General features: G+C 74.3%; 30 protein-coding genes. 17 read left to right on the top strand and 13 right to left on the bottom strand.

What is annotated here, in order from left to right:
- The first annotated feature begins 28 nt into the window (after positions 1-28).
- The 3 genes from QWY28_RS00405 to QWY28_RS00395 all read left to right on the top strand — a co-directional run bounded on the left by QWY28_RS00405 (position 29) and on the right by QWY28_RS00395 (position 3121).
- On the top strand, positions 29-1414 hold the full coding sequence (locus QWY28_RS00405) for a cystathionine beta-synthase (RefSeq protein WP_300950324.1): 1386 nt from the start codon (positions 29-31) through the stop codon (positions 1412-1414).
- Positions 1415-1478: 64 nt separating this feature from the next.
- Positions 1479-1931 carry a Zn-ribbon domain-containing OB-fold protein gene (locus QWY28_RS00400; protein WP_300950323.1) on the top strand — a complete coding sequence of 151 codons (453 nt, stop codon included), beginning with the start codon at positions 1479-1481 and terminating at the stop codon, positions 1929-1931.
- Positions 1928-3121 carry a lipid-transfer protein gene (locus QWY28_RS00395; protein ID WP_300950322.1) on the top strand — a complete coding sequence of 398 codons (1194 nt, stop codon included), beginning with the start codon at positions 1928-1930 and terminating at the stop codon, positions 3119-3121. The genes QWY28_RS00400 and QWY28_RS00395 overlap by 4 nt, the downstream gene beginning before the upstream one ends.
- Positions 3122-3162: 41 nt before the next feature.
- Here QWY28_RS00395 and QWY28_RS00390 read toward each other — a convergent pair whose 3' ends face one another.
- From QWY28_RS00390 to QWY28_RS00380, 3 genes are read right to left on the bottom strand one after another with little or no spacing between them, the layout of a single operon-like run.
- On the bottom strand, positions 3163-3924 hold the full coding sequence (locus QWY28_RS00390) for an endonuclease domain-containing protein (protein WP_300950321.1): 762 nt from the start codon (positions 3922-3924) through the stop codon (positions 3163-3165).
- A 15-nt stretch (positions 3925-3939) separates the two neighbouring features.
- Entirely contained in the window at positions 3940-4458 is a 519-nt protein-coding gene (locus QWY28_RS00385) for a GNAT family N-acetyltransferase (RefSeq protein ID WP_300950320.1), read from the bottom strand.
- A complete protein-coding gene (locus QWY28_RS00380; RefSeq protein ID WP_300950319.1) occupies positions 4455-4829 on the bottom strand; it encodes a YchJ family protein in 375 nt (124 codons plus the stop codon). Before QWY28_RS00380 ends, QWY28_RS00385 begins: the two co-directional genes overlap by 4 nt.
- A gap of 53 nt (positions 4830-4882) precedes the next feature.
- Here QWY28_RS00380 and QWY28_RS00375 point away from each other — a divergent pair, with 53 nt between their 5' ends.
- Positions 4883-6268, top strand: coding sequence for a magnesium chelatase ATPase subunit I (locus QWY28_RS00375; protein ID WP_300950318.1), 1386 nt, complete (start codon positions 4883-4885; stop codon positions 6266-6268).
- Positions 6268-8283, top strand: coding sequence for a vWA domain-containing protein (locus tag QWY28_RS00370; RefSeq protein ID WP_300950317.1), 2016 nt, complete (start codon positions 6268-6270; stop codon positions 8281-8283). Before QWY28_RS00375 ends, QWY28_RS00370 begins: the two co-directional genes overlap by 1 nt.
- Positions 8284-8296: 13 nt before the next feature.
- Here the strand turns inward: QWY28_RS00370 and QWY28_RS00365 are convergent, their stop codons facing one another.
- The 3 genes from QWY28_RS00365 to QWY28_RS00355 are packed head-to-tail and all read right to left on the bottom strand — an operon-like array spanning position 8297 to position 11093.
- Positions 8297-9538 (bottom strand): hypothetical protein, encoded by a 1242-nt coding sequence (locus QWY28_RS00365; RefSeq protein ID WP_300950316.1) that lies wholly within the window; start codon positions 9536-9538, stop codon positions 8297-8299.
- Positions 9535-10791, bottom strand: a complete 1257-nt coding sequence (locus QWY28_RS00360) for a hypothetical protein (protein ID WP_300950315.1) — start codon at positions 10789-10791, stop codon at positions 9535-9537. Before QWY28_RS00360 ends, QWY28_RS00365 begins: the two co-directional genes overlap by 4 nt.
- The gene (locus QWY28_RS00355; protein ID WP_300950314.1) at positions 10788-11093 is read right to left on the bottom strand and encodes a DUF2695 domain-containing protein; all 306 of its coding nucleotides are present in this window, start codon (positions 11091-11093) and stop codon (positions 10788-10790) included. Before QWY28_RS00355 ends, QWY28_RS00360 begins: the two co-directional genes overlap by 4 nt.
- Before the next feature lie 186 nt (positions 11094-11279).
- Here QWY28_RS00355 and QWY28_RS00350 point away from each other — a divergent pair, with 186 nt between their 5' ends.
- Genes QWY28_RS00350 through QWY28_RS00330 form a run of 5 tightly spaced genes read left to right on the top strand, consistent with a single transcriptional unit; the run spans position 11280 to position 14875 of the window.
- Complete coding sequence (locus QWY28_RS00350; RefSeq protein WP_300950313.1) at positions 11280-12161, top strand: PorA family protein; 882 nt, start codon at positions 11280-11282, stop codon at positions 12159-12161.
- 58 nt (positions 12162-12219) lie between these two features.
- Positions 12220-13002, top strand: coding sequence for a TSUP family transporter (locus QWY28_RS00345; protein WP_300950312.1), 783 nt, complete (start codon positions 12220-12222; stop codon positions 13000-13002).
- The gene (locus QWY28_RS00340; RefSeq protein ID WP_300950311.1) at positions 12999-13628 is read left to right on the top strand and encodes a YigZ family protein; all 630 of its coding nucleotides are present in this window, start codon (positions 12999-13001) and stop codon (positions 13626-13628) included. Before QWY28_RS00345 ends, QWY28_RS00340 begins: the two co-directional genes overlap by 4 nt.
- A 21-nt stretch (positions 13629-13649) precedes the next feature.
- On the top strand, positions 13650-14372 hold the full coding sequence (locus tag QWY28_RS00335; RefSeq protein ID WP_300951284.1) for a VOC family protein: 723 nt from the start codon (positions 13650-13652) through the stop codon (positions 14370-14372).
- Positions 14369-14875 carry a DinB family protein gene (locus QWY28_RS00330; RefSeq protein ID WP_300950310.1) on the top strand — a complete coding sequence of 169 codons (507 nt, stop codon included), beginning with the start codon at positions 14369-14371 and terminating at the stop codon, positions 14873-14875. The genes QWY28_RS00335 and QWY28_RS00330 overlap by 4 nt, the downstream gene beginning before the upstream one ends.
- Before the next feature lie 26 nt (positions 14876-14901).
- Here QWY28_RS00330 and QWY28_RS00325 read toward each other — a convergent pair whose 3' ends face one another.
- The 5 genes from QWY28_RS00325 to msrA form a co-directional block, all read right to left on the bottom strand.
- Positions 14902-16233 carry an ABC1 kinase family protein gene (locus tag QWY28_RS00325; protein ID WP_300950309.1) on the bottom strand — a complete coding sequence of 444 codons (1332 nt, stop codon included), beginning with the start codon at positions 16231-16233 and terminating at the stop codon, positions 14902-14904.
- Between the two features lie 84 nt (positions 16234-16317).
- Entirely contained in the window at positions 16318-16608 is a 291-nt protein-coding gene (locus QWY28_RS00320) for a GlsB/YeaQ/YmgE family stress response membrane protein (protein ID WP_300950308.1), read from the bottom strand.
- Between the two features lie 23 nt (positions 16609-16631).
- A complete protein-coding gene (locus QWY28_RS00315; protein ID WP_300950307.1) occupies positions 16632-17192 on the bottom strand; it encodes a GNAT family N-acetyltransferase in 561 nt (186 codons plus the stop codon).
- Positions 17193-17212: 20 nt separating this feature from the next.
- Positions 17213-17542, bottom strand: coding sequence for a TIR domain-containing protein (locus tag QWY28_RS00310; protein ID WP_300950306.1), 330 nt, complete (start codon positions 17540-17542; stop codon positions 17213-17215).
- A gap of 29 nt (positions 17543-17571) precedes the next feature.
- On the bottom strand, positions 17572-18219 hold the full coding sequence (msrA, locus tag QWY28_RS00305; RefSeq protein WP_300950305.1) for a peptide-methionine (S)-S-oxide reductase MsrA: 648 nt from the start codon (positions 18217-18219) through the stop codon (positions 17572-17574).
- 106 nt (positions 18220-18325) lie between these two features.
- Here msrA and QWY28_RS00300 point away from each other — a divergent pair, with 106 nt between their 5' ends.
- From QWY28_RS00300 to ilvA, 3 genes are read left to right on the top strand one after another with little or no spacing between them, the layout of a single operon-like run.
- Positions 18326-19510 (top strand): cystathionine gamma-synthase, encoded by a 1185-nt coding sequence (locus QWY28_RS00300; RefSeq protein WP_300950304.1) that lies wholly within the window; start codon positions 18326-18328, stop codon positions 19508-19510.
- A 9-nt stretch (positions 19511-19519) separates the two neighbouring features.
- The gene (locus tag QWY28_RS00295; protein WP_300950303.1) at positions 19520-20893 is read left to right on the top strand and encodes an AI-2E family transporter; all 1374 of its coding nucleotides are present in this window, start codon (positions 19520-19522) and stop codon (positions 20891-20893) included.
- Positions 20890-22110, top strand: coding sequence for a threonine ammonia-lyase (gene ilvA, locus QWY28_RS00290; RefSeq protein ID WP_300950302.1), 1221 nt, complete (start codon positions 20890-20892; stop codon positions 22108-22110). Before QWY28_RS00295 ends, ilvA begins: the two co-directional genes overlap by 4 nt.
- A gap of 198 nt (positions 22111-22308) precedes the next feature.
- Here the strand turns inward: ilvA and greA are convergent, their stop codons facing one another.
- Positions 22309-22812 (bottom strand): transcription elongation factor GreA, encoded by a 504-nt coding sequence (gene greA / locus QWY28_RS00285; protein WP_300950301.1) that lies wholly within the window; start codon positions 22810-22812, stop codon positions 22309-22311.
- A gap of 207 nt (positions 22813-23019) precedes the next feature.
- A complete protein-coding gene (locus QWY28_RS00280; protein ID WP_300950300.1) occupies positions 23020-23424 on the bottom strand; it encodes a DUF4307 domain-containing protein in 405 nt (134 codons plus the stop codon).
- 57 nt (positions 23425-23481) lie between these two features.
- Between QWY28_RS00280 and mca the strand changes: the two genes are divergently transcribed.
- The 4 genes from mca (at position 23482) to QWY28_RS00260 (ending at position 26748) form a co-directional block, all read left to right on the top strand.
- The gene (mca, locus tag QWY28_RS00275) at positions 23482-24375 is read left to right on the top strand and encodes a mycothiol conjugate amidase Mca (RefSeq protein ID WP_300950299.1); all 894 of its coding nucleotides are present in this window, start codon (positions 23482-23484) and stop codon (positions 24373-24375) included.
- 13 nt (positions 24376-24388) lie between these two features.
- Positions 24389-24763 carry a hypothetical protein gene (locus QWY28_RS00270; protein ID WP_300950298.1) on the top strand — a complete coding sequence of 125 codons (375 nt, stop codon included), beginning with the start codon at positions 24389-24391 and terminating at the stop codon, positions 24761-24763.
- 100 nt (positions 24764-24863) lie between these two features.
- Complete coding sequence (locus QWY28_RS00265) at positions 24864-25760, top strand: endonuclease/exonuclease/phosphatase family protein (protein WP_300950297.1); 897 nt, start codon at positions 24864-24866, stop codon at positions 25758-25760.
- Between the two features lie 64 nt (positions 25761-25824).
- Positions 25825-26748: an endonuclease/exonuclease/phosphatase family protein gene (locus tag QWY28_RS00260; protein WP_300950296.1), complete on the top strand. Its 924-nt coding sequence runs from the start codon at positions 25825-25827 to the stop codon at positions 26746-26748.
- Positions 26749-26766: the final 18 nt, after the last annotated feature.

Genomic DNA, 26766 nt, shown 5'->3' with positions numbered 1-26766 from the left:
GCGTGACGGCCGCCTCTAGCCTGGGGCGGTGCAGTACGTGAACTCGCTCCTCGACCTCATCGGCAACACCCCGCTGCTGCGCCTGGGGCGCTCGCTGGACGACCTCGGCGGGGCCGAGGGGCCGATCGTCCTGGCGAAGGTGGAGTACCTCAACCCCGGCGGCTCGGTGAAGGACCGCATCGCCACGCGGATGATCGACGCCGCGGAGGCCTCCGGCGAGCTCCAGCCGGGCGGGACGATCGTCGAGCCGACGTCCGGCAACACCGGCGTCGGGCTGGCGATGGTGGCCCAGGAGCGCGGTTACAAGTGCGTGTTCGTGTGCCCGGACAAGGTCAGCGAGGACAAGCGCAACGTGCTGCGCGCGTACGGCGCGGAGGTGGTCGTCTGCCCGACGGCCGTCGACCCCGACCACCCGGACTCCTACTACAACGTCTCCGACCGGCTCTCCAGCCAGCCGGGCGCGTGGAAGCCGAACCAGTACGCCAACGTCAACAACCCGCGCTCCCACTACGAGACCACCGGTCCGGAGATCTGGGCGCAGACCGAGGGCCGGATCACCCACTTCGTGACCGGCATGGGCACCGGCGGCACGATCAGCGGGGTGGGCCGCTACCTCAAGGAGCAGAACCCCCAGATCCAGGTCGTCGGCGCCGACCCGTCGGGCTCGGTCTACTCCGGCGGCACCGGCCGCCCCTACCTCGTCGAGGGCGTGGGCGAGGACTTCTGGCCCGACACCTACGACCGCACTGTCGCGGACCGGGTCATCGAGGTCTCCGACGCCGACTCGTTCGCGTTCACCCGCCGCCTCGCCCGCGAGGAGGCGCTGCTGGTCGGCGGCTCGTCCGGCATGGCGGCGTACGCCGCGAAGCAGCTGGCGACCGAGCTCGCCGCCGAGGGCCGCACGGACGCGGTGATCGTGGTCCTGCTGCCCGACTCCGGCCGCGGCTACCTCGGCAAGATCTTCAACGACCAGTGGCTCTCGCAGTACGGCTTCGGCGGCGAGCAGGCCGCCCAGACCGTCGGCGAGGTGCTCCGAGGCAAGGACGGCCGGCTGCCCGACCTCGTCCACACCCACCCCGGCGAGACGCTCGCCGAGGCCGTCCAGATCCTGCAGGAGTACGGCGTCTCGCAGATGCCCGTCGTCCGCGCCGAGCCGCCGCTGGTGGCCGCCGAGGTCGCCGGGTCGGTCTCGACCCGCACGCTGCTCGACGCGCTCTTCGCCGGCCACGCCCGGCTGACCGACCCGGTGGAGCAGCACATGTCGCCGGCGCTGCCGACGATCGGCGCCAACGCCGACGCCCGGGACGCCGTCGCGCTGCTGGAGAACGCCGACGCGGTGCTCGTCCAGGAGGAGGGCAAGCCGGTCGGCGTCGTCACGCGACAGGACCTGCTCAGCTTCCTCGCGGGGGCCTGAGACCGGTCGCTGGCGGTCCGTCCCCGGCGCTAGGGTGAGAACACGTTCTAGTTCTGGAGGCCGGATGACGACGACCGCGACGCCCGCGATCGACGGGTGGTTCACCACCGGGCCGGAGCCGGCCCTGCTCGGCTCGCGGTGCACCGCCTGCACCACGGTGTACTTCCCGCCCGCGGCCGGGTTCTGCCGCAACCCCGCCTGCGCGGGCGAGCAGTTCGAGCGGGTCGAGCTGTCCCGGCGGGGGACCGTGTGGTCCTACACCGACGCGCAGTACCAGCCGCCGGCGCCGTACGTCCCTGCCACCGACCCCTACGTCCCGTTCGCGCTCGCCGCGGTCGAGCTGCCCGAGGGGCTGACGGTCCTGGGCCAGGTCGCGGAGGGCTACGGCGTGGCCGACCTGCGGGTGGGCGCCGAGGTGGAGCTGGTCGTCGAGACGCTCTGCGCCGACGAGACCGGTGAGCGCACGATCTGGCGATGGAAGCCCGTCGTCGAGATGGGCGAGGAGGCCGACCAGTGAGCGCGCGCCAGGTCGCCGTCCTCGGCGTCGGGATGCACCCCTGGGGCAAGTGGGGCAAGCCGTTCGTGGAGTACGGCGTGCACGCCGCCCGCGCCGCGCTCGCGGACGCCGGCGTCGCCTGGACCGACGTGGACCTCGTCGTCGGCGGCGAGACGGTGCGCAACGGCTACGGCGGGTACGTCGCGGGCGCGACGTTCGCCCAGGCCCTCGGCTGGAACGGTGCCCGCGTCGCCACGTCGTACGCCGCCTGCGCCACCGGCGCCCAGGCGCTCGACACCGCGCGGGCCCGGATCCTGGCCGGCCTGTCCGAGGTGGCGCTGGTCGTCGGCGCCGACACCACGCCGAAGGGGTTCCTGGCCCCCAACGCCGGCGAGCGCTGGGACGACCCGGACTGGCTGCGCTTCCGGCTGCTCGGCATGACCAACCCGGCGTACTTCGCCCTCTACGCGCGCCGCCGGATGGACCTCTTCGGCGCGACCAGCGAGGACTTCGCGCAGGTCAAGGTAAAGAACGCCAGGCACGGGCTGGCCAACCCCTACGCGCGCTACCGCAAGGAGGTCAGCGTCGCCGACGTGCTCGGCTCGGCGGTGGTCTCCGACCCGCTGCACCTGCTCGACATCTGCGCGACCTCCGACGGCGCCGCGGCGGTGCTGGTGACCAGCACGGAGTACGCCGCCCGCCACGGGCTGGCCGACAGCGTGCGGATCGCCGGCATCTCGACGGTCACGCCGACCTTCCCGAACACGGTCATGGACATGCCGAACCTGTCCACCGACTCCTCCCTGGCCACCGGTGAGCCGGAGCGCACGTTCAAGGCGTCCATCGGCCACGCGGCGTACGAGGAGGCGGGGGTGGGCCCGGCCGACGTGGACGTGGCGGAGGTCTACGACCTGTCGACCGCGCTGGAGCTGGACTGGATCGAGGACCTCGCGCTGTGCGGGCCCGGCGAGGCCGAGAAGCTGCTGCGCGCGGGCGAGACGACCATCGGCGGCCGGATCCCGGTCAACCCTTCCGGTGGACTGGCCTGCTTCGGCGAGGCGGTGCCCGCCCAGGCGCTGGCCCAGGTCTGCGAGCTGACCTGGCAGCTGCGCGGCCAGGCCGAGGGCCGCCAGGTCGAGGGCGCCCGGGTCGGCATCACCGCCAACCAAGGCCTGTTCGGCCACGGCTCCTCGGTGGTCCTCACCCGCTGACCCGCCGAAGTGCTGGTGGAAGTGGGCCTCCGGGCGTCGGGCTAGGCGGCAGCGCCCCCACCGGGCCGGACATCCACCAGTACTTCGGCGAGCGCCACCGCGCGGGCCAGCACTGCCCGGACCTCGTCGGGATGGAACATGACGTCCTCGTAGGTGAACCGGACCACGATCCAGCCCGCGACGACCATCCGGTTGTAGCGGCGCGCGTCCGAGGCGAGCGCCGACCGGCTGCCGTGCCAGGCGAAGGAGTCGGCCTCGCAGACGATCCGCAGCCGCTCGTCCACGAGGTCTGCTCGGGCCGAGAAGCCGTCGTCGGTGATCCTCACCTGGGGGCGGACCGCGAGACCGGGCACGTCGAGGCAGGTCGCGCGCAGCACCGACTCGAAGGGGTTCGCCGCCAGCTCCGTCGCCAGTGCAGCGACCTGGCGGATCCGTGGCGAGCCCGGCCCGCGGGCCGTCTCCGCCAGCTCCTCGAGGAGCCGCCGGCACGCCGATTCGCGCAGGGCGGAGTCCGCGATGGCGAGCGCCTCGTCCATCGCAGCGTCCGCAGGCACTGGCCGAGGGTCACCGCCTCGGAAGCCGTGCTGGAGCGCGGCGCTGGCGTGGGAGACGACGCCGCCGAGGTCGGCCGCGACGCGGAGCGCGTCGTCGACCCCCGGCAGCGCGTACAGGCCCCGGCCCGCGCGGGTCACGGTCCCCGCCGCGAGCGCCCGCTCGAGGTCTCCTCGCTCGACGACGCCCAGCAGCACCCCGCGGCGCGCCACGCCGCCGAGGTCCGCGAGCAGGTCGACGACGTCCGGCACGCGGCTGAGCCTGCCTCAGTCCGCGCCGGTCCTGCGGTCACCCTCCACAGGCCCGGGCGGGAGCGTCATCAGGACGAGGTCGTCCTCGTCGGCGGGCAGCCAGTCGGGGCGGAGCCGCCCGACCTCGACCCAGCCACGGTGCCGGTAGACCTCCACCGCCCGCGAGTGCCGCGGGACGACGTCGAGCACCGGCACCCGGCCCCGCTCGCGCACCCAGGCGACCGCCGTGTCGAGCAGCCGGCCGCCGAGGCCACTGCCGCGGACGGCCGGGTCGACGAACAGCACCGCCACCGCGGCCAGGTCTCCAGGCACGCGGAAGACCGCCGGGTCGGTCACCGAGCAGACCGCGACGTGACCGACGAGCCGGCCGTCGGCCTCGGCGACCCAGGCCGCCTCCTCGCTCTCGCGCACGAGGAACCGCTCGACAGGGAACGGCAGCGGCCACCGCATCGGGTAGCGCGACCCGGCCTGCTGGGCGGCCAGCACCTCGGCCAGCGCCGGGACGTCCTCGGGCCGGCGCGGGCGGACGCTCACCCGAGGTCGCCGTCGACGTAGACCCACCGGCCGCCGCGCCGCTCGAAGCGGGAGCGCTCGGACTGCTCGCCCGGCCCGGCGGGGGAGTCGTAGGTCGCGACGAACTCCACCCAGTCCTCGCCGGAGCCGAGCACCCGCAGGCCGGTCCACGTCCGCGAGGCGTCCAGCTCCAGGTCCTCGGGGCGGGTGCGGGGGTGCCAGGTGCGCCAGAGGTACGCCGCGTCGCCGACCGCGAACGCGGCGTACCGCGATCGCATCAGCTCCTCGGCGGTCCCCGCCTGGGCGGAGCCGCGGTGCAGGCGGCCGCAGCACGCGCCGTACGCCGCGCCGGATCCGCAGGGGCAGGTCGGGCGCAGGGGTGAGGCGGTCACGGCGCCGACCGTAGCCCGCCGGTGCCGGTTGGCCCGCTGAGTAGCGTGGGAGCGTGACCGCTCCTCCGATCTCCACCGTCGGCGAGCTCCGCGCATCGGGCCACGTCAGCAAGCCCGTGCGCGTCGAGATCCGCGACAACCTGCTCGCCGCCCTCCGCGAGGGCCGCGACCCCTGGCCCGGCCTGCACGGCTTCGAGGACACCGTCGTCCCGCAGCTGGAGCGGGCGCTCATCGCCGGCCACGACGTCGTGCTGCTCGGCGAGCGCGGGCAGGGCAAGACCCGCCTGCTGCGCACGATGGTCGGCCTGCTCGACGAGTGGACGCCCGTCATCGCCGGCTCCGAGCTCGGCGAGCACCCCTACGAGCCGGTCACCCACGTCTCGCGCCGCCGCGCGGCGGAGCTGGGCGACGAGCTGCCGGTGGAGTGGCGTCACCGCGACGAGCGGTACGCCGAGAAGCTGGCCACCCCCGACACGAGCGTCGCCGACCTCATCGGCGACGTCGACCCGATGAAGGTGGCCGAGGGCCGCAGCCTGGGCGACCCGGAGACCATCCACTTCGGGCTCATCCCGCGCAGCCACCGCGGCATCGTGGCCATCAACGAGCTGCCCGACCTCGCCGAGCGGATCCAGGTCGCGATGCTCAACGTGATGGAGGAGCGCGACATCCAGATCCGCGGCTACGTGCTGCGGCTGCCGCTCGACGTGCTCGTGGTGGCCAGCGCCAACCCCGAGGACTACACCAACCGCGGCCGGATCATCACCCCGCTCAAGGACCGCTTCGGCGCCGAGATCCGCACGCACTACCCCACCGCGCTCGAGGACGAGGTCGCGGTGATCCGCCAGGAGGCCGACCTCGTCGCGGACGTGCCGGACCACCTGGTCGAGATCCTCGCCCGGTTCACCCGCAACCTGCGCGAGTCCAGCGCGGTCGACCAGCGCTCCGGCGTCTCCGCCCGGTTCGCGATCGCCGGCGCCGAGACCATCGCCGCAGCCGCGATCCACCGTGCGACCAGCCAGGGCGAGGACGAGGCCGTCGCCCGCGTCGTCGACCTGGAGACCGCGGTCGAGGTGCTCGGCGGCAAGGTCGAGTTCGAGTCCGGCGAGGAGGGCCGCGAGGCGGAGGCCCTCACCCACCTGCTGCGCACCGCGACCGCCGAGACGGTCCGTACGCACCTGCGCGGGCTCGACATGAGCCTGCTGGTCGACGCGCTCGAGTCCGGCGCGATGGTCACCACCGGCGAGCGGGTCACCGCCCGCGACTTCCTCACCGGGCTGCCGGTGCTGGGGGAGTCGGAGCTGTACGACGACATCTGCGACCGGCTCGGCGCCACCAACGACGGCCAGCGGGCGGGCGCGATCGAGCTGGCCCTCGAGGGGCTCTACCTCGCGCGCAAGGTCGGCAAGGACACCGACGGGTCCGAGACGGTCTACGGCTGATGAAGGACCGCACCCGGTTCCGGCGCTACGAGGGCGGCGACCCGCTCGCGCCGCCGGTCGACCTCGCCGAGGCGCTCGACGCGATCGGCGAGGACGTGATGGCCGGGTACAGCCCTGAGCGGGCCATGCAGGAGTTCCTCCGCCGCGGCGGCAAGGACCAGCGCGGGCTGGACGACCTGGCCCGGCGCGTGGCCGAGCGGCGCCGCGAGCTGCTCCAGCGACACAACCTCGACGGGACGCTCCAGGAGGTCAAGGAGCTGCTCGACCGGGCGGTGCTCGAGGAGCGCAAGCAGCTGGCCCGCGACGCGATGATGGACGACGCGGACCGGGACTTCCGGGAGATGCAGCTGGGGAACCTGCCGAGCAGCCCGGCCGCGGCGGTGAGCGAGCTGTCGTCGTACGACTGGCAGAGCCGGCAGGCGCGCGAGGACTACGAGAAGATCAAGGACCTGCTGGGGCGGGAGATGCTCGAGCAGCGGTTCTCCGGCATGAAGCAGGCGCTGGAGAACGCGACCGACGAGGACCGCGCGCGCGTCAACGAGATGCTGCAGGACCTCAACCAGCTGCTCGACGCGCACCGTCGCGGCGAGGACACCGACGAGCAGTTCCAGGAGTTCATGGACAAGCACGGGGACTTCTTCCCCGAGCGGCCCGGCAACGTCGACGAGCTCCTCGACTCCCTCGCCCAGCGCGCCGCCGCGGCCCAGCGGATGCGCAACTCGATGACCCAGGAGCAGCGCGACGAGCTGGACGCGCTCGCGGCGCAGGCCTTCGGCAGCCCCGAGCTCATGGACTCCCTCTCCCAGCTCGACTCGAACCTGCAGGCGCTCCGCCCGGGGGAGGACTGGGGCGGCTCGGAGCGGATGGACGGTGAGGAGGGGCTGGGCCTCGGCGACGGCACCGGCGTCTTCCAGGACCTCGCCGACCTCGACCAGCTCTCCGAGCAGCTCTCCCAGTCCTACGGCGGCGCCCGGATGGACGACCTCGACCTCGACGCGCTGTCGCGGCAGCTCGGCGACCAGGCGGCCGTCGACGCCCGCACGCTCCAACAGCTGGAGAAGGCGCTGCGGGACTCCGGGACGCTCAAGCGGGACTCCTCCGGGCAGCTCCGGTTGACCCCCAAGGCGATGCGCCAGCTGGGCAAGGCGCTGCTGCGTGACGTCGCGCAGCGGCTCTCGGGCCGCCAGGGGCAGCGCGACATGGACAAGGCCGGTGCGGCCGGCGAGCGCTCGGGCGCCACCCGGGAGTGGGCGTTCGGCGACACCGAGCCGTGGGACGTCACCCGCACCGTGCTCAACGGCGTCCTGCGCCGCGCCGGCGACCCGACCGGCCCGCTCGTGGAGATCGGCGACGTCGAGGTCCAGGAGACCGAGGCGCGCACGCAGGCGGCCGTCGCGCTGCTCGTGGACACGTCCTTCTCGATGGCGATGGACGGCCGCTGGGTGCCTATGAAGCGCACCGCGCTCGCCCTGCACACCCTCATCCGCTCCCGCTTCCGAGGGGACCACCTGCAGCTGATCGGCTTCGGCCGGCACGCCGAGGTGATGGAGATCGAGCAGCTCACCGCGCTGGACGCGATGTGGGACAAGGGCACGAACCTGCACCACGCCCTGCTGCTGGCCAACCGGCACTTCCGCAAGCACCCCAACGCCCAGCCGGTGCTGCTGATCGTCACCGACGGCGAGCCGACTTCGCACCTCGAGCCCGACGGCGAGGTGTGGTTCAGCTACCCGCCCCACCCCCTGACCGTGGCGTACGCCGTCCGCGAGCTCGACAACGCGGGCCGGCTCGGCGCGCAGACGACGTTCTTCCGGCTCGGCGAGGACCCGGGGCTGGCGCGCTTCATCGACTCGATGGCCCGGCGGGTGGACGGCCGCGTGGTCGCCCCGGAGCTCGACGACCTCGGCGCGGCCGTGGTCGGGTCCTACCTCGGCAGCCGCCGGGGCTCGGCCGGCGGGCCCGGCGGGGGCGACCTCGGCGGCTGGTTCGGCGGCCGCGGGTTCTGGGTGGGCTGACCCCACCCGGGCGTCACCTCCGGTAGGTCACGACCAGCTGGTCGTAGCGCGGCCGGCACGAGTGGCTGCGGCGGTTGGCGACGAGCACGTGGCCACCGCCGCTGGCGACGACCAGGTCGCTCGACCCGCAGTCGTTGTCGTAGCCCGGCGCCTCGATGATGCGGGTGGACCGTGACACGCGCCGGCCGTCCCAGGCGTGGGCCGAGACGTGGTGGTCCATCCAGGTGTCGACGAGCGACACGACCACCACTCGGTCCCGGGCCACCGCGAGCAGGTTGTCGTAGCCGGTCAGCACCGCCGGCCCCAGCCGCATCCACGGGCCGGGCTGCCGGGGCACGACGCCGCCGCGGACACCCGACCGGCTGCGGAACGCGGCCAGCACCCGGCCGTCGGGCAGGGCGGAGAGCTCCAGCTGCCGGCCGCCCTCGACCGTGCCGGTGAGCGCCCGGACCGGAGACACCTCGCCGGCCGGGCCGACGTGGCGGACCCGCAGCCTGCGCTCGGCGCGGGGGCCCTCCCACCAGGCCGCGACGGCCGTGCCGTCGGTGCGGACGGCGAGGTCGGCGGGGGCCTCGGACGTCCCGAGGGTGACCTCCGCGACCACGTCACCGTCGCGCAGCACCCGCAGCCGGAGCGTCCCGTCAGGGTCCTGGTCGAACAGCCGGAAGCCTCCGTCGGCGGCCGGCTCGACGACCGACTCCGCGCCGAGCGGCACCTCCGGGCCCACCGTGCCGTCGGCCGCGAGCACCCGCAGCCAGCGCCGGGCGTCGCGCCGCACCTGCACGGCGACGTCGCCGGTGGGCGAGACGTCCAGGGCGACGGGGGCGGCGTCCTCCTCGACGACGACCGGGTCGCCGACCGGTCCGTCCGGGCGGAGCCGCTGGGCGAGGAGGACCGAGCCGCCCTCGCCGGGGGCGGTGTGCAGCAGGGTTGCCGTGCCGTCCCGGTCCAGGGCGACGCGGAACGACGCCGCGTTCGTCGTCGGGATGCGGGCCGTCCTGCCGAGACCACCGTCGGGGCTGCGCCGGCGGACGCAGATCGAGTGGTCGCACCACCACGCCACGACCGCGACCCCGGCGGGGTTCACCGCGACGGCCGGTGAGTGCGCTTCCCGGGCGACGACCTGCGGTGACGTCCACACCGGGCCTCGTGCCGGCGCCGGCGCGGCGGGCGCGGGCAGCACGGTGAACCCGGCCGTGAGCAGCCCGCCGAGCAGCCCACCGACCAGGGCGGCGACGCGTGCGGGCGCCCTCATCGCCGCACCGTGACCCACATCGTGGCGAAGGCGTCGCGGCCCCGGTGGGGCAGCGCCATCTCGCGGTGGTTGACCAGCACGACCGGGCCGCCGGCCGAGGCCGCGGCGAGCTCGGTCAGCCCGAGCTCCTTGCGGTAGCGCGGGTCGACGAGGACGTGGCGGCGGGCGGAGGCCTCCCCGGTGCCGTCCCACGTCCGCACGGTGACGCGGTGGGGGCGGTCGGACGACCGCAGCAGGACCAGCCGGTTGCGCGCGGCGTGGACGCCGAGGTGCTTGGTGGAGATCCGGCGGAAGGTGAACGCGGCGTCCTCGGCCACCGGGAGGACCCCCGCCCGCAGGCCCTGGCCACGGGCCCAGGTCACGACCACCCGGCCGTCGCCGAGCGTGTGCAGCCGCAGGTCGCGGAGCTGGTCCTGCTCGGCGGCGAGCACGGCCGGCTCGCCGAAGCCGTCCTCGGCCCTCCAGCGCCGCGCCACGAGGTCGTCGCCGGCCGGCGTGCGCTGCCACCACAGGAAAGCGAGCGAGCCGTCGGCGAGGAAGGCAGCGTCGTGGAAGCCGGTCGGGCGCTCGGTCGGGGCCTGCGGCTCGCCGACGACGCCGTCGACGACCGGGCGGACCCACAGCCGGTCGCCGGTGCGGCCGACCAGCACGAACGAGCCGTCCGGCGCCGCCAGCACCCGGTGCGGCAGGTCGGGCAGCGAGCCGGTCGGGCCGAGCGTGCCGTCGGGCCGCAGCAGCCGCACCCGGTGCTCCGCCCCGGCGGTCCAGGCCACCAGGACGTCGCCGGCGCGGTTGACCGCGGCGAGGGAGGCGTCGGCCTCGGCCGGGTCGAGCACCACCGGCTCGCCGGGCCGGTCGTCGGCGTCGAGCTGCTGGGCCTGGAACGGCCCGCCGCCGGCGTACGACGACCAGAGCACCGTGACCCGACCCTGGTCGTCGACGAGCGGCTCGCGGGTCCAGTGGAAGCCGCCGTCCGCGTCGCCGGCGCGCACCAGCGGGCCCAGCCCGCCGTCGCGGTGCCGCACCCGCACGCACAGCCCGTCGCACTCCCAGGTGATGACCGCGTCGCCGTGCCGGTTGACGGCCACCCGCGGCTCGACGAAGCCGAACCCTGTCCGCATGTCGTCGGCCACGACCCGGGGCGGCGTCCACCCCGGTGCGGCGGACACGGGGCCGGGGGCGGCCACGAGCAGTCCGCCGGCCGTGGCGAGGGCGAGGAGGGGCGTGAGGACGCCGGCGAGCGGTCGCTTCATCGCGTGACCCTAACCCGGTCCCAGTTCGCGCAGGGGCGGGTCGAGGTGGGTCCGACGCCGGAGCACCCGGGCGCCTCGGGCGGCTGCTCGAGCTCGTCGGTGCTCAGGTCGCGCACGAGGAGGTGCCGCGCGAGGGTCCACCGCTCGAGGGTGGCGCAGTCGCACGCGGCCACCCGCTTCTCCAGGCCGGTCGCGGTGGGCGAGCGGAGCTCGCGGAACAGCCCGACCCAGCGCAGGGTGTCGTCGCAGCCCTCGGTCAGGACCTGGCGGGTGGTGAAGCACAGGAGGCACTCGGCGCGCACCCCGGCTGTCTACCGCCGGCCACCGACATCGACCCGGCCGGTCGGTCCGGTCGGCGCCGGGTGAGCGGGCAGCGCGGCGCGCTCGCGAGCGAGGTCACACCCGATTGTGGGGTGATGACTACCACAGGGTAACTTTCGCCTCGGAGGGTTCGAGGGAGAGGTACGGGAGCAAACGTGCGTGTGATCGTGGGACGAGTTCTGCTGGGTCTGGGCGCCTTCTTGCTGGTGGCCGGGATCCTGGGTGTGGCCTGGGCGCCGGGCGCGGTGAAGAAGACGCCGGTCGAGGTGGACCAGAAGACCGACCTGACCGGGTCGGCGGAGCGCTTGAACACCTCGACGGGGGAGACCCGCGAGCTCGAGGTGAGGTACACCAGCATCACCAAGTCCGACACCGAGGCGTCGGACGACGACACCGTCTACTTCAAGCAGGCGACCTGCCTGGTCGAGGTCGACGGGGAGACCCCGGACTGCGTCTCCGACGCGGACGACCGGTTGATCTCCGCCGGCGAGGAGACCTTCGCGACCGACCGCGAGACCGCCCTGGCGGTCGACGGCTCGAAGCTGCCCGACGACGTCGAGCCCTTCGAGGGCCTGGTCAACAAGTGGCCCTTCGACGCCGAGGAGAAGGACTACGAGGTCTACGACAACGTCATCGACGAGCCGGTGACCGCGCGCTTCGACCGCGCCGAGGAGATCGACGGCCTCGACGTCAACGTCTACGTGACCGAGACCGAGCGCGCCCCGATCGACCTGGGCAGCGACATCGACGGCCTCTACTCCGACCGCAAGGAGTACTCCGTCGACCCGCGCACCGGCGCGATCATCAAGCAGGTCGTCGACCAGCAGCGCTACCTCGCCGACGGCACCCTCGTCCTGGACCTGCAGATGCAGTACACCGACGAGGAGGTCGCGGACAACGTGGCCGACGCCGAGGACAACATCGCCAGCGTCGACCTGCTGACCCGCACGGTCCCGCTCGTGGGCTTCATCGGCGGCGCGCTCTGCGTGCTCGCCGGCCTCGCGCTGATCCTGACCGGTCGCCGGACCAAGGCCGCCCACACCGCCTGAGGCACCGCCTGAGGCACCGCCTGAGGCCACCCCGGACGCGCCCGTTAGCGTCGTACCGGTGGAGGACCCGACGCTGACCGTGCTGGCCCTGCTCGGGCTGGCGGCGCTGACGGCGGGGTTCGTGGACGCCGTCGTCGGAGGCGGGGGGCTCATCCAGCTCCCCGCCCTCCTCGTCGGGCTCCCCGCGGCCTCGCCGGTCGAGATTTTGGCGACCAACAAGCTGGGGTCGATCTGCGGGACGACGGTCAGCTCGGCGACGTACTACCGCCGGGTCCGTCCGGACCCGCGCACGTTCCTGCCGCTCATGGCCCTCGCGCTGGTGGGCTCCTTCGGGGGCGCGCTGGTCGCCTCGCAGGTGCCGCGGGAGGCGTTCGAGCCGATCGTCCTGGTCGTGCTCGTGGCCGTCGGGGCGTACGTGCTGCTCAAGCCCTCGGTCGGCGAGGCGACCGCACTGCGGTTCAGCGGCCACCGCCACCTCGGCCTGGCCATGGCGGTCGGCGTCGCGATCGGCTTCTACGACGGCGCGCTCGGCCCCGGCACGGGCAGCTTCTTCGTCTTCGCGCTCGTCGGGCTGCTCGGCTACGGCTTCCTGGAGGCGTCGGCCAAGGCGCGGCTGGCCAACTGGGCCACCAACCTCGGCGCGCTGCTGCTGTTCGTGCCGCAGGGCGCCGTGCTGTGGAAGACCGGCCTCGTCATCGGCGCGTGCAACCTGCTCGGGGGGTACGTCGGCGCGCGGACCGCCGTGGCCCGCGGCTCGCGCTTCGTGCGGGTCTTCTTCGTGCTGGTCGTCGCCGCGTTCGTCGTGCGGATCGGCGGCGAGGTGCTCGGCCTGTGGTCGTGAGCGGCTACCTCGTCCCCGCCCGCGACGCCGAGGCGGAGGTCGAGGTCAAGCGGTCGCGGTTCCTCTGCACCCTCCGCCGGGTCGAGGACGAGGCCGCCGCCCGCGCGGTCGTCGAGCGGCTGCGCAAGGACCACTGGGACGCCCGCCACCACTGCAGCGCGTTCGTGCTCGGCCCGCCGCCGGTACCGGTGGAGCGGTCGAACGACGATGGCGAGCCCGCCGGCACGGCCGGTGCGCCGATGCTCGAGGTGCTCCGCGGGCAGGAGGTCTCCGACGTGGTGGCGGTGGTGAGCCGCTGGTTCGGCGGCACCCTGCTCGGCGCCGGCGGGCTGGTGCGTGCCTACGGGGACGCGGTCCGGGTGGCGCTCGCCGAGGCCGGCACGGTCCGCCGCGAGCTGCGCCGCGAGCTCGTGGTCGACGTCGGCCACGCCGAGGCCGGGCGCGTCGAGACCGAGCTGCGGGCCCGTGGCGTGGCGGTGCTCGGGACGACGTACGGCGCCGGCGTGGAGCTCCGCGTCGGCGTGGCACCCGACGACGAGCCGCGGCTCCTCGCCGTCCTGGCCGAGCTCACCCACGGGGCGGCGGCCACGCGAAACGTGGGTGAGCGCTGGGTCGACGGTCCGTAGGGTGCCGCGTGTGCACCCGTTCTGGACGACCGCGTTCCTCGACCTGGCCCCGGCGACCTCGAGCCGGCAGTCGCCCACTGGACCGCCGTGACCGGCTACGGCCTCTCGACCTCCCGCGGGGAGGGCGGGGAGTTCTCCTCCCTGCTCCCGGCCGACGGCGACGTCCACCTGGCCGTGCAGCGGCTGGGCGAGGGCCCCTCGCGGCTCCACCTCGACCTGCACGTCGCCGAGGTCGGCCCGACCGTCGAGCGGGCGGTCGCCGAGGGCGCGACGCTCGTCCGCGACGGGGAGTACGCCGTCCTCGACTCGCCCGGGGGCTTCCCCTTCTGCCTCGTCACCCACCGCGCCGTGGTCCGCCCGGCCCCGGTCGACTGGGGCGGGCACACCTCGATCGTCGACCAGGTGTGCCTCGACGTGCCGCCGCGGCTGCACGAACGAGAGCTGGCGTTCTGGTCGGCGGTGACCGGCTGGGAGGTGCAGGGGTCGGGCTCGGAGTTCTCCCGGCTCTCCCGGCCCGCGCAGAGCCCGCTGAACCTGCTGGTCCAGCGGCTCGACGACGACCAGGAGCTGGTCACCGCGCACCTCGACCTCGCCACCAGCGACCGCGCCGCCGAGACCGCCCGCCACGAGGCGCTCGGCGCCCGCGTCGCGGGTGTCTTCGACGAGTGGACCGTGCTCGAGCCGCCGGCCGGCCCGACGTACTGCATCACCGACCGCGTGCCCGACCAGGGGCCGGTCGCGTGAGCAGCGGCACGCAGTCCGGCGACGAGCGCACGCTGCTGCTGCAGTTCCTCGACGAGCAGCGGTCCGTCCTGCGCCGCGTGTGCTCCGGGCTGACCGCCGAGCAGCTCGACACCCCGCTGCCGCCGTCGGACATGACGCTCGGCGGGATGCTCAAGCACCTCGCCTACGTCGAGAGCTGGTGGACCACCGGCGTGCTGCTCGGCCGCGAGCAGGGCGAGCCGTGGGACTCCGTGGACTGGCGGGCGGACGTCGACTGGGACTGGCACAGCGCCCGCGACGACACCCCCGAGCAGCTGTGGGAGCTCTTCGAGCGCGAGGTCGCCCGCGCCGACGAGGTGATCGCGGCCGCCGGCCTCGACGACCTGTCCGCCCGAGCCAACGCGCGGACCGGCGAGCGGGCCAGCCTGCGCTGGATCCTGCTGCACCTGGTCGAGGAGTACGCCCGGCACTGCGGCCACGCCGACCTCATCCGCGAGTCGATCGACGGGCTCACCAACGCCTGACCGGGAGGTCTGACCGACCGCTCCGGTCAGCCGGCGAAGCCGGGCAGGTGCTCCTCGAGGATCGCCCGGAACGGCGCCTCGGCCTCGAGCTGGCTGAGCACGCCGACGCCGCCGAGCCAGGTGCGGTGGATGAGGAGGTACGACGGCGGGAGGTTGAGCTTCATCGCCAAGGTGTACGTCGGGGAGCGCGGGTCGTTGATCCGCTGGAACTGCTCGCGCATCCACTCGCGCGAGAACCGGAACCGCTCGACCTGGGTCGGCTCGACGAACGGTGCGAGGTACTCCAGCACCAGGTCGGGGTCGACCGTGATGCCCGGGCGCAGGAAGCCCTCGGCGCGCAGGCCGTCGACCAGGCCGGAGGTGTCCCCGGCCGCGGCGAGCCGGATCAGCCGACCCATCGCCTCCGGCAGCCCGCGGGTCTCGAGCCGGGCGACGGCGCCGTAGTCGAGCACGCCCATCCGGGCCGGCCCGCCGTCGGGGTCGCGCACGACCCGGAAGTTCCCCGGGTGGGGGTCGGCGTGGAGCATGCCGGTGCGCTCGGGACCGGCGAAGAGGAAGCGGGCGAACAGCTCGCCGAAGCGGTCGCGGTCCTCCTGCGAGCCGTCGGCGATCACGGCCGCCAGGGACGACTCGCTGTCGAGCCACTCGGTGACGAGGACGGTCTCGCCGACCGCGACCACCCCCGGGACGACGATGTCGGGGTCGCCGGCGAACGCCGCGGCGTACACCTCCTGCGCCTCGGCCTCGAGCCGGTAGTCCAGCTCGTCGACCGCACGAGCCTGCAGCTCGGCGACCAGCGGCTTGATGTCGACGCCGGGCACCAGCGACCCGACCGTGCGCGCGAGGCGGGCCAGCTGGCGCAGGTCGGAGCGGAGCGCCTCGCCGGCCCCGGGGTACTGCACCTTGACCGCCACGTCGCGGCCGTCGTGCCACCGGCCGCGATGGACCTGGCCGATCGACGCGGCCGCGGTCGGGCCGCCGTCGAGCCAGACCAGCTGCTCGCGCCAGTCCGGGCCGAGGTCGCGGGCGAGCGCCTCGCGGACCGTCGAGGTCGGCATCGGGGGAGCGGAGTCCTGCAGCAGCGTCAGCTGCTCGCGGTAGGGACCGGCGAGCTCGTCGGGCAGCGCCGCCTCGAGCACCGAGAGCGCCTGGCCGAACTTCATCGCCCCGCCCTTGAGCTCGCCGAGGGTGCGGAAGAGCTGCTCGGCGGTGCGCTGCTGGATCTCGGTCATCACCGTCTCCGCAGGCCGACCGCCGAGACGCTTGCCCAGGCCGATCGCGTTGCGCCCGGCGAAGCCCAGCGGCAGGGCCGCCAGCCGGGCGGTGCGCGCGACCGCCTTGCGAGGGAGCTCGCTCATGCCTCCATCATGCCGCCGGGGTGGGCACGGGCGCCGTACGCCGTCCGGCGCACCGTCCCCGCGCCGCCGGGTCCTGCCGTGCCGTCAGCGGCGCGCGGAGCTCCGCCCGCCGCTGAGGCCCTCGGCCACGCCGATGAGCAGCACCGCGGCGACGACCGCCAGCACGAAGCCGAGCACGTTGAGCTCCCAGATGTCGCCGGTGCCGAGCGCGCTCGCGACGAGCCCGCCGATCACCGACCCGGCGAGGCCGAGCAGGAGCGTCCACAGCAGGGAGAGGTGCTGCTTGCCGGGCTTGAGCAGACGGGCGAGGGCGCCGATGACGAGGCCGGCGACGAGGAAACCGATCATGTCGGCGCGGTACCCCGGCACGCGCACCGGGAACGGTCCTCGCGGCGTGGTCAGGGTCGCAGCAGGCTCCACACGGCCACGTCGTGCCGCTCGGAGCCGACCTGCGCGGCCGAGCGGAGGGTGCCCTCGTGGACCATGCCGAGCCGCTCGTTGAGGACGCGGGTGCGGGGGTTGTGCGCGGAGGTGCGGGCCTCGACCCGGGCGACGTGGTGGTCCTCGAAGAGGTGCTCCACCATCCGCCGCATCGCCCGCAGCACCAGCCCGCGCCCCTCGTGGCCGGCGTCGATCCAGCACCCGATCTCCGCGGTGCCGTTCCAGCCGTCGATCCGGGCGCCGACCGACCCGACCAGCTCCCCGCCGTGCTCGATCGCGAACGGGACCGCGCGGCCCTCGACCCAGTCCAGCAGCTGCTGGCGGGTGTAGGCGCGCTGCGCCGCCGGCGTCTGCTCGGCGTGCGCCCAGTGCTCCCACCGCCGCAGCCGCTCGAGGTTGGCGACGGTCAGCCGGTGCATCGCCGGCACCGTCCACAGCTCCCGGAGGACCAGCCGGGCCTCGGGCTCGTCCGGGTGGTCGGCGCGGCCCGGCAGCGGGATCGCGAGGGCGGTCGGCATGGCCGCGAGGGTAGCGCCGGTCAGCCGTCGACCAGGTCCCCCTCCGTGGGCGGCTCGAGGAACCGCACGCGGATCCCGCGCGACCGCGCGTGCTCGACCTCGCGACGAGTGCTGTCCCCGACGTAGCCGCCGACGTCCACCACGAGGACCTCGTCCGCCGACTCGATCCTGCGCAGGTGCGCCTCGCCCAGGCGCGCCCGCTCCTCCGCGTCCGGCTCCGCGCCGGCGGGCAGGAGGGTCGGCACCAGCACCTCGTGCCCCGCGAGCGTCAGGTCCGCGGCCAGCCGCTCGAAGGCGTCGCGGAACCGCAGCGAGCCACAGAGCGTGATGACGGTGCGGTCGGTGGACACGGGGTGCGGCGGTGGACCAGGGACCGGGGTCAGGCGGTCTGGGGGAACTTCACACCGGTGTTGGCGTGGCAGCGGTAGCCGTGCGGGTTCTTCGCGAGGTACTGCTGGTGGGCGTCCTCGGCGTAGTAGTACGTCGGCACCTCGCGGATCTCGGTCGTGATCTCGCCGAGCCCGCGGCGGCGCAGCTCCGCGGCGTACACGTCGGTGAGCTCGCGGGCGACCTGCTCCTGCTCGGGAGTGGTCCAGTAGATCGCCGAGCGGTACTGCGTGCCGACGTCGTTGCCCTGGCGCATGCCCTGGGTGGGGTCGTGGACCTCGAAGAACGTCTTGACCAGGTCGGCGAACGAGACGACCGAGGGGTCGAAGACGACCCGGACGGCCTCGGTGTGGTTCGTCGCGCCGGAGCAGACCTCCTCGTACGACGGGTGCGGCGTCGTGCCGCCGGCGTACCCCACCGACGTCGACCAGACGCCCGGCATCTGCCAGTAGACCTCCTCGGCGCCCCAGAAGCAGCCGAGGCCGAAGACCGCGACCTCCATGCCCTCCGGGGCCTCGTCGGTGACCACGGGCGTGCCCAGCACGAGGTGCCGGTCGGCCAGGTGGAACCACCGCTCGGTACGTCCGGGGAGCGTCTGCTCCGGGGCGACGAGCTGGGTCTGCTTGCGGGCGAAGAACACGGGCTTCCTCCTGGGGTCGATCCATCCTGGCACCCGGTGCAACACCGCGGCCGGGCCGGACGTTCCCCGACGCGGTGGCCTCCCCGTCCGTGGGTAACCTCACGGGGTGAGCGAACAGCAGCACCGGGAGCAGGCCGGTCAGAAGAGCGGGTTCGAGACGCGGGCGATCCACGCGGGCTACGAGCCGGACGAGGCGACGGGGGCGGTCATCCCGCCGATCTACGCCACCTCCACCTACAAGCAGGACGGCGTCGGGGGGCTCCGCGGCGGCTACGAGTACAGCCGCTCGGGCAACCCCACGCGCACCGCGCTCGAGGGCAACATCGCCGCGCTGGAGGAGGGCGAGCGGGGCTTCGCCTTCGCCTCCGGCCTCGCCGCCGAGGACACGCTGGTCCGCGCGCTGTGCGCACCCGGCGACCACGTGGTCGTGCCCGACGACGCGTACGGCGGCACCTACCGGCTCTTCGACAAGGTCGAGCGCGCCTGGGGGCTCGAGCACAGCTCCGCGGCCGTCTCCGACGTCGACGCGGTCCGCGCCGCGATCCGTCCCGGCGAGACGAAGCTGGTCTGGGTCGAGACCCCCACCAACCCGCTGCTCAACATCGGCGACATCGAGGCGCTCGCGGGCGTGGCCCACGACGCCGGGGCGCTGCTCGTCGTCGACAACACCTTCGCCTCGCCGTACCTCCAGCAGCCGCTCACCCTCGGCGCGGACGTCGTCGTGCACTCCACGACGAAGTACTGCGGCGGTCACTCCGACGTCGTCGGCGGCGCCCTCGTGGTCCGCGACCTCGAGGTCGCCGAGCGGGTCGCCTTCCACCAGAACGCGATGGGCGCGGTCGCCGGGCCGTTCGACTCCTGGCTGGTGCTGCGCGGACTGAAGACGCTCGGCGTCCGGATGGACCGTCACTGCGACAACGCCGAGCGGGTCGTGGAGTTCCTCGCCGGCCACCCCGACGTCACGCAGGTGATCTACCCCGGCCTGGAGGAGCACCCCGGCCACGCGGTGGCCAGCCGGCAGATGAAGCGGTACGGCGGGATGGTGTCGTTCCGCGTCGCCGGCGGCGAGCAGCAGGCGCTCGGCGTCTGCGAGCGGGCCGAGGTCTTCACCCTCGGCGAGTCGCTCGGCGGCGTCGAGTCGCTGATCGAGCACCCCGGCCGGATGACCCACGCGAGCGTCGCGGGCACCGACCTGGAGGTGCCGGCCGACCTGGTGCGGCTCAGCGTCGGCATCGAGACCGCCGACGACCTGCTCGCCGACCTCGACCGGGCGCTCGGCGCCCGCGCCTAGGCGACGCGCGTGAGCGAGCAGCCCGGCGGGGGCGCGGCGACGCCCCCGGACCGGCCCGGCGCCCCGCAGGGCGGCGACGACCACGAGCCCCGGCGGCGGCTGCCGCTGCCCCTCCCGCTGCGGCTGCCGCGGCTGGCCGACGACGACGACGGCCTCGCGCAGCGCCTGGCCCACCAGTGGGCGCAGATGCGCGAGGAGCGGCGGCCGGCGCCGGCGCCGATCCCGACCGGGCCCTCGAACTTCTCCCGCGCGCAGGTGCCGTGGGGCGTCGACCTCGCCGCCGCCTGGGCGTGGCGGCTGCTGGTCATCTGCGCCGCCGGCTACGTGCTGCTGCAGCTGATCGGGTTCTTCTCGGTCGTCACGATCCCGCTCGCGGTCGCGCTTCTCGTGGCCGCGCTCGTCTCGCCGCTGGTCGGCGTGCTCGACCGCGCGGGCCTGCCGCGCGGGCTCGCCTCGATCACCGTGGTCGTCGCCGGCCTCGGCCTGCTGGGCCTGCTGCTGACCTTCGCCGGCCAGCAGGTCGCGACGGGCGCCACGGACCTGGCCGACCAGACCGTCAAGGGCCTCGGCGAGATCAAGACGTGGCTCAAGACCGGCCCGCTCAACGCCAGCGACAGCCAGATCAACGACTACATCGACGCCGCGCAGCGGGCGATCAGCGAGGGCACGCAGGACGGTGGCGTCGTCTCCCGCGCCACCGAGGTCGGCTCGACGCTGACCCACCTGTTCGCCGGCTTCTTCATCGTGCTGTTCGCGACGTACTTCTTCCTCGCCGACGGCGAGCGGATCTGGGCCTTCCTGGTCCGGATCGCCCCGCGCGCCGCCCGCGAGCACGTCGACACCTCGGGTCGCGTCGCGTGGGTCTCGCTGACCCAGTTCGTGCGGGCCACCGTGATCGTCGCGCTGGTCGACGCGATCGGCATCGCGATCGTCGCAGCCGTCCTCGGCGTGCCGTTCGTGCTGGCCATCGGCGTGCTGGTGTTCCTCGGCGCGTTCGTGCCGATGATCGGCGCGACCGTCGCCGGCTCGGTGGCCGTGCTCGTGGCGCTCGTCGACCAGGGGCCCATCACCGCGCTGCTGATGCTCGCCGGCGTCATCGTCGTCCAACAGGTCGAGGGCCACGTGCTGCAGCCGTTCCTGCTGGGCCGCTGGGTCTCGGTGCACCCGCTGGCGGTCATCGTCGCGATCGCCGGCGGCGTCGTGGTCGCCGGCGTGGCAGGCGCGCTGGTCGCGGTGCCGCTCGCGGCGGCCGGCAACGCGGTGGTCCAGCACCTGGCGACGTACACCGCTCCCGGCGACGACCCCGTCGAGGAGCTCGCGGAGGACTACGAGGAGACCGGGGCGCAGGTCGAGGCGCCGGAGGACCCGGAGAGCCCGCTGTGACCGCACCGGTGACCCTCGAGGACGTGGCGGCCGCGCGCGACCTGCTCGACGGGGTCGCGGTCCGCACGCCGATGGAGGAGTCGCGCTGGCTCTCCGACCTCGCCGGCGGCCCCGTGCACCTCAAGTGCGAGAACCTCCAGCGCACCGGCTCGTTCAAGGCCCGTGGCGCCTACGTCCGCATCGCGCGGCTGACCGACGAGGAGCGGGCGCGCGGCGTCGTCGCGGCCTCCGCCGGCAACCACGCCCAGGGGGTCGCGCTCGCCGCGCGGATGCTGGGCACGCGGGCGACGGTGTTCATGCCCGAGGGCGCGCCCATCAACAAGGAGCGCGCCACCCGGGGGTACGGCGCGGAGGTGGTCTTCGAGGGCCGGTTCCTCGAGGACTCCCTGGCCGCGGCGCGGCGCTTCGAGGCCGAGACCGGTGCCGTGCTCATCCACCCCTTCGACCACCACGACATCGTCGTCGGCCAGGCCACGGCCGGGCTCGAGGTGCTCGAGCAGGCACCGGACGTGCGGACCGTGCTGGTCCCCACCGGCGGGGGAGGCCTGCTCGCGGGCATCGCGATCGCGGTCAAGGCGGCGCGTCCCGACGTGCGCGTCGTCGGCGTGCAGGCGGCCGGCGCGGCGGCGTACCCCGCCTCGCTGGAGCAGGGCCGGCCGATCGCCCTGGAGTCGATGACCACCATGGCCGACGGGATCGCGGTGGGACTGCCGGGGGAGATCACCTTCGCGGCCGTCCGCGACCACGTCGACGAGATCCGCACGGTCTCCGAGGACTCCCTGTCGCGGGCGCTGCTCGCGCTCGTCGAGCGCGCCAAGATGGTGGTCGAGCCGGCCGGGGCGGCCGCCGTGGCCGCTCTCCTCGACGACCCCACCGGCTTCCCGACGCCCGCGGTGGCCGTCCTCTCCGGCGGCAACATCGACCCGCTGCTGCTCGGCAAGGTGATCCGCCACGGCATGGCCGCCGCGGGGCGGTACGTCAACCTCACCCTCACCATCCCCGACGTCCCCGGCGGGCTGGCGCAGCTGCTCGCCGAGGTCAGCGCCGCCGGCGCCAACGTGCTCGAGGTCGTCCACGAGCGGATCTCCCCGTCGCTGCACCTCGACGAGGTCGAGGTGCACCTGCAGCTGGAGACCCGCGGCGCCGCGCAGACCGAGCAGCTGCGCGCCCGGCTCCAGGAGCGCGGCTACCAGGTCGTCACCCGGCGCAGCGTGTGACGCGCTGTCCGGTGACCTGCCGCGCCGTCGACGACTGCCGCGCCGTTCGACGGTCCACCGCGCCGACGGGTCGGCGCGGTAGCTGCACGGACAGCGCGTTACCGGTCGGACCAGCCCGCCGGCCCACGCGCCGTGCCCCGGGAACGCCGACGCCCCCGGCCGGAGCGGCCGGGGGCGTGCGTGCGACAGGGGGAGCGGTCAGCCGGTGTACGGCTTCGCGTCGACGATGACCACCTCGAGGGTCTTGCCGTTGGGCGCCTCGTAGGCGACGGTGTCGCCCTTCTTCTTGCCGTTGATGGCGGCGCCGAGCGGCGACTGCGGGGAGTAGACGGTGAGCCCCTCGGGCTCGATCTCGCGGGCGCCGAGGAGGAAGGTCTCGATCTCGTCGTCGTCGTCACCCACGAACTTGTAGGTCACGATCATGCCGGGCTCGACGACGCCGTCGTCGGGCGGCGTCTCGCCGATCTCGGCGCGGCGCAGCATGTCCTCGAGCTGGCGGATCCGGCCCTCGACGCGGCCCTGCTCCTCGCGGGCGGCGTGGTAGCCGCCGTTCTCCTTGAGGTCGCCCTCGTCGCGGGCGGCGGCGATCCGCTCGATGACCTCCTGGCGGACGGGGCCCTTGAGGTTCTCCAGCTCCGCCTGCAGCTTGTCGTAGGCGTCCTGGGTCAGCCAGACGGTGCTCTGCTCGGTCGACTGCGTCATGGGTGCTCCTGAGAGTGCGTGCGGGTACGGCGGGTGGTGCCCGCCGGGCGTACGAGGACCGGTCCTGCACAGGTGGCGCCGAGGGTGTGCTCGTACGCCGCGGCACTGCTGCTGACGCCGTGGGCCGGCGTCTCGGGCCCTCCTCTGGACGGCCCGGGCGGGACGGTCAGATCGGCCACTGTAACAAGGGGCCGGGGCTTTCGCAGGTCAGCGGTACCGGCTCTGCCCGTCGGCGCGGCAGCCGACCAGCTCCAGCGCCGTCGCGCGCCGCTCGGTCCGCACCGACTGCTCCTGGCGGCTCCCGAGGTCGGGGTCGGGAACGAACTCCAGCTCGCCCACGGTGCTGTGGTCCTCGGCGAACGCGCGCAGCAGGCAGGTCGGGTCCTCGGCGCCGTCGCGCACGGTCACGACCACGACGGCGTCGACGGTGTGCTCGCCGACGATCTCGTAGGTCTCCAGCTCCGAGGACACCTCGGGGGTCGAGTGGGCGAACGCCGTCCACGCCAGCCACCCCAGGAAGACGACCGCCAGCGCGGCGCAGCCGGCCACGGCCGCGCGTCGCCGCCAGGGCGCCGGGGCGCCGTACCGCTCGGCCAGGACGTCGCTGCTCATGCCCGCCATGGTCCCACCCGTCCGGTGGCCCGGGGTGGGCGACCTAGGATCGGCGCCATGTCGCACCACGGGTCGCAGCCCCGGTCGGGCCTCCGGCTGATGCACGTCCACGCCCACCCCGACGACGAGTCGAGCAAGGGCGCCGCCTCGACGGCGATGTACGTCGCGCAGGGCGTCGACGTGCACGTCGTGACGTGCACCGGCGGCGAGCGGGGGTCGATCCTCAACCCGAAGATGGACCGCCCCGACATCCTCGCCAACATCACCGAGATCCGCCGCCAGGAGATGGAGCGCGCCCGGGACATCCTCGGCGTGACCCAGGACTGGCTCGGCTTCGTCGACTCCGGCTGGCCCGAGGGCGACCCGAAGCCGCCGCTGCCGGAGGGCTGCTTCGCGCTCGTGCCGCTGGAGGAGGCGGCCGCCCCGCTCGTGCGGCTCATCCGCGAGCAGCGACCGCACGTCGTCACGACGTACGACGAGCGCGGGGGCTACCCGCACCCCGACCACATCAAGTGCCACCAGGTGAGCGTCGCGGCGTTCGAGGCGGCCGGCGACCCGGAGCGCTACCCCGACCTGGGGGAGCCGTGGCAGCCGCTGAAGCTCTACTACCACCACGGCTTCAACCGCCCGAAGACCCAGGCAATCCACGACGCCATGCTCGCCCACGGGCTGGAGTCGCCCTACGTCGAGCGGCTGCAGGACTGGAAGCCGGAGCCGGAGTGGGACGCGCGGATCACCACGCGGGTGCCCTGCTCGGAGTACTTCGGCGTCCGCGACCAGGCGCTGCTCGCCCACGCCACCCAGATCGACCCCGACGGCATGTGGTTCGCCGTGCCGCGGGAGATCCAGGAGGAGGTGTGGCCGACCGAGGACTTCGAACTGGTCGTGAGCCACGTCCCCTCCGAGCTGCCGGAGAGCGACCTGTTCGCCGGCATCACCGACCCCGCCTGAGAGGATGGGCGCCATGGCCCTGCACCTCGTCCCGCTGCTCGCCGACGCCGTCGTCCGCGCGGCCGAGCAGGCGCCCGAGCCCGAGGACGTCAAGGCGGGCTGGCTGGCCTTCGCGATCTTCATCGCGCTCGCGGTGGCCGTCGGCCTGCTCGGCTGGAGCCTGACCCACCGGCTGCGCAACGCGCAGTCCTCCGCCGACGCCGGCCGCTACGACCCCTCCGACCGCCGGCCGCGCTCGGAGGAGCCGTTCGCGCGCACCCAGCAGGACCCGGCCCCGACCGACGCGACCGGCAGCACCGAGGCCCCCGGCAGCACGGGCAGCACCGGCAGCACTGGCAGCACCGAGGCGCCCGGGTCGTCCGGCTCGCACGGCGCGTCCTCCGACTGACCGACCCCGCGATGGCCCGCCCGGGTCATCCTCACCGACGTCCGGTCGCGCCTGCCGCGATGCCGTCGTACGTCGCCGGCGACCTGCCTACCGTCACCCGGTGCACTCCACCAGACCAGCGCTCGGGCGCCGCGTCGCGGCCGTCGTCCTGACCCTCCTCACCACCGTCGCCCTGCTCGGCGCGACCACGGGCCGCTCGGCGGGCACCTCCTCCGGCACGTCCGGGGGCACCCCCGCAGCCGCCACCCGGCCGACGAGCCCCGACTTCGAGATCGCCACGTTCAACCAGCTCGGCAGCCAGCACACCCGCGGTCGCGGGGGCTGGGGACCGGGCCGCGTCCGCGCCGCGATCACCGCCGGCCTCGTCGAGCGCAAGGGGATCGACGTCGTCGGCTTCCAGGAGGTCCAGGCCGACCAGCTCCAGGTGCTCCAGCGCAAGCTCGACGGGTACGCCGTGTGGCCGGGGACCGCGCTCGGCGGCGGCGGGCTCCGCCTGCAGATCGCGTGGAAGTCGTGGATGTTCCGCCTGCTCGACCACGGCAGCATCCGGACGCCGTTCGACCGGCAGGTCCGCCCGGTGCCGTGGGTGCTGCTCGAGCACCGCGCGACCGGCCGCAAGCTCTACGTCGTCGACAACCACAACAGCCCGCGGGGGCTGGAGTCCGAGCGGGACGCCGCCACCCGCAAGATCGTGCGGCTCGTGCGGAACCTGCGCGAGACCGGTCGCGCGGTCTTCGTGGTCGGCGACATGAACGAGCACGTCGAGACGTTCTGCCGGATCGTCGGGGCCACCGACCTGGTCGCGCCGAACGGCGGCTCGGCGTCCTCGCCGGGCTCGTGCTCGACCCCGCCGGGACGGCTGGCGATCGACTGGATCTTCGGCGCCGGGCCGATGACGTTCTCGCGCTACGGGCTCTTCGAAGGCACGTCCGTACGGCTCGCCAGCGACCACCCGCTCGTGCGGGCGACGGTCACGATGCGGCCACGCCGGCGCTGAACCGCCGCCCGGTCGGCGGGCCGACGAGTTGCTGGTCTGGACCAGTTCTGACTACCGTCCGCGGATGCTCCGAGCACGACAGGCACCGATCGAAGCAACGACCACCGACCCCGCGCCGACCGGCGCACGCGGCCCCCGCCGGGCCCGCACCGTCCCCGTGACGGCCGCCCTGGCGCTGGTCCTGGCCGTCAGCCTCCTCGTCGGCGCGCCCGCCCGCGCGGCGGTCGAGCCGCACCGCAAGCCGACCGGGTTCGGGTTCAAGATCGGCACGTTCAACGTGCTCGGCAGCCAGCACACGCGCGGGCGCGGCGGCTTCGCCCCGGGCACCCAGCGGGCCCGCTGGACCGCGGGCTCGATCGCCCAGCGCGGCATCGACGTCATCGGCCTCCAGGAGGTCCAGCGCGACCAGCTCCGCGTGCTGCGCAACCGGCTGCCGCGCTACCGGATCTGGCCCGGCACCTCGCTCGGCAACCAGGGCGTCCGCCTCCAGATCGCCTTCCGCAAGAACCAGTTCCGCATGGTCGGCCACGGCCACGTGATGACCCGCTTCCACCGCCAGACCCGGCCGATCCCGTGGGTCCAGCTGCGCGACCGGCGCACCGACCGCCGCTTCTTCGTCGTCGACGTCCACAACTCGCCCAAGGGCCTGGAGCGCGAGCGCGACTCGGCCACCGCGAAGCAGGTGCGGCTCGTCCAGCGGCTGCGTCGGAAGGGCAAGCCGGTCTTCCTCACCGCCGACGCCAACGAGAAGCGCGAGTTCTACTGCAAGATGACGGCCCGGACCGACCTGCGCGCCGCCAACGGCGGCAAGCCGCGCGCCCGCGGGTGCGAGCCGCCGCGCCGCCGGCTGCGGATCGACTGGGTGCTCGGCGGTCGCCGGGTCGCCTTCTCGCACTACCGCGAGGACCGGGGCCCGCGGGTGCGCCGCTCCAGCGACCACGAGCTCGTCCACGCCCGGGTGCGGGTCCGTCCGCTGCGGCGCGGCTGAGCCGCGCACACCGGTACC

Origin of the sequence: Nocardioides oceani (assembly GCF_030412965.1) — a bacterium.
GTDB lineage: Bacteria > Actinomycetota > Actinomycetes > Propionibacteriales > Nocardioidaceae > Nocardioides > Nocardioides oceani.
This window is presented reverse-complemented; position numbering and strand designations above follow the sequence as displayed.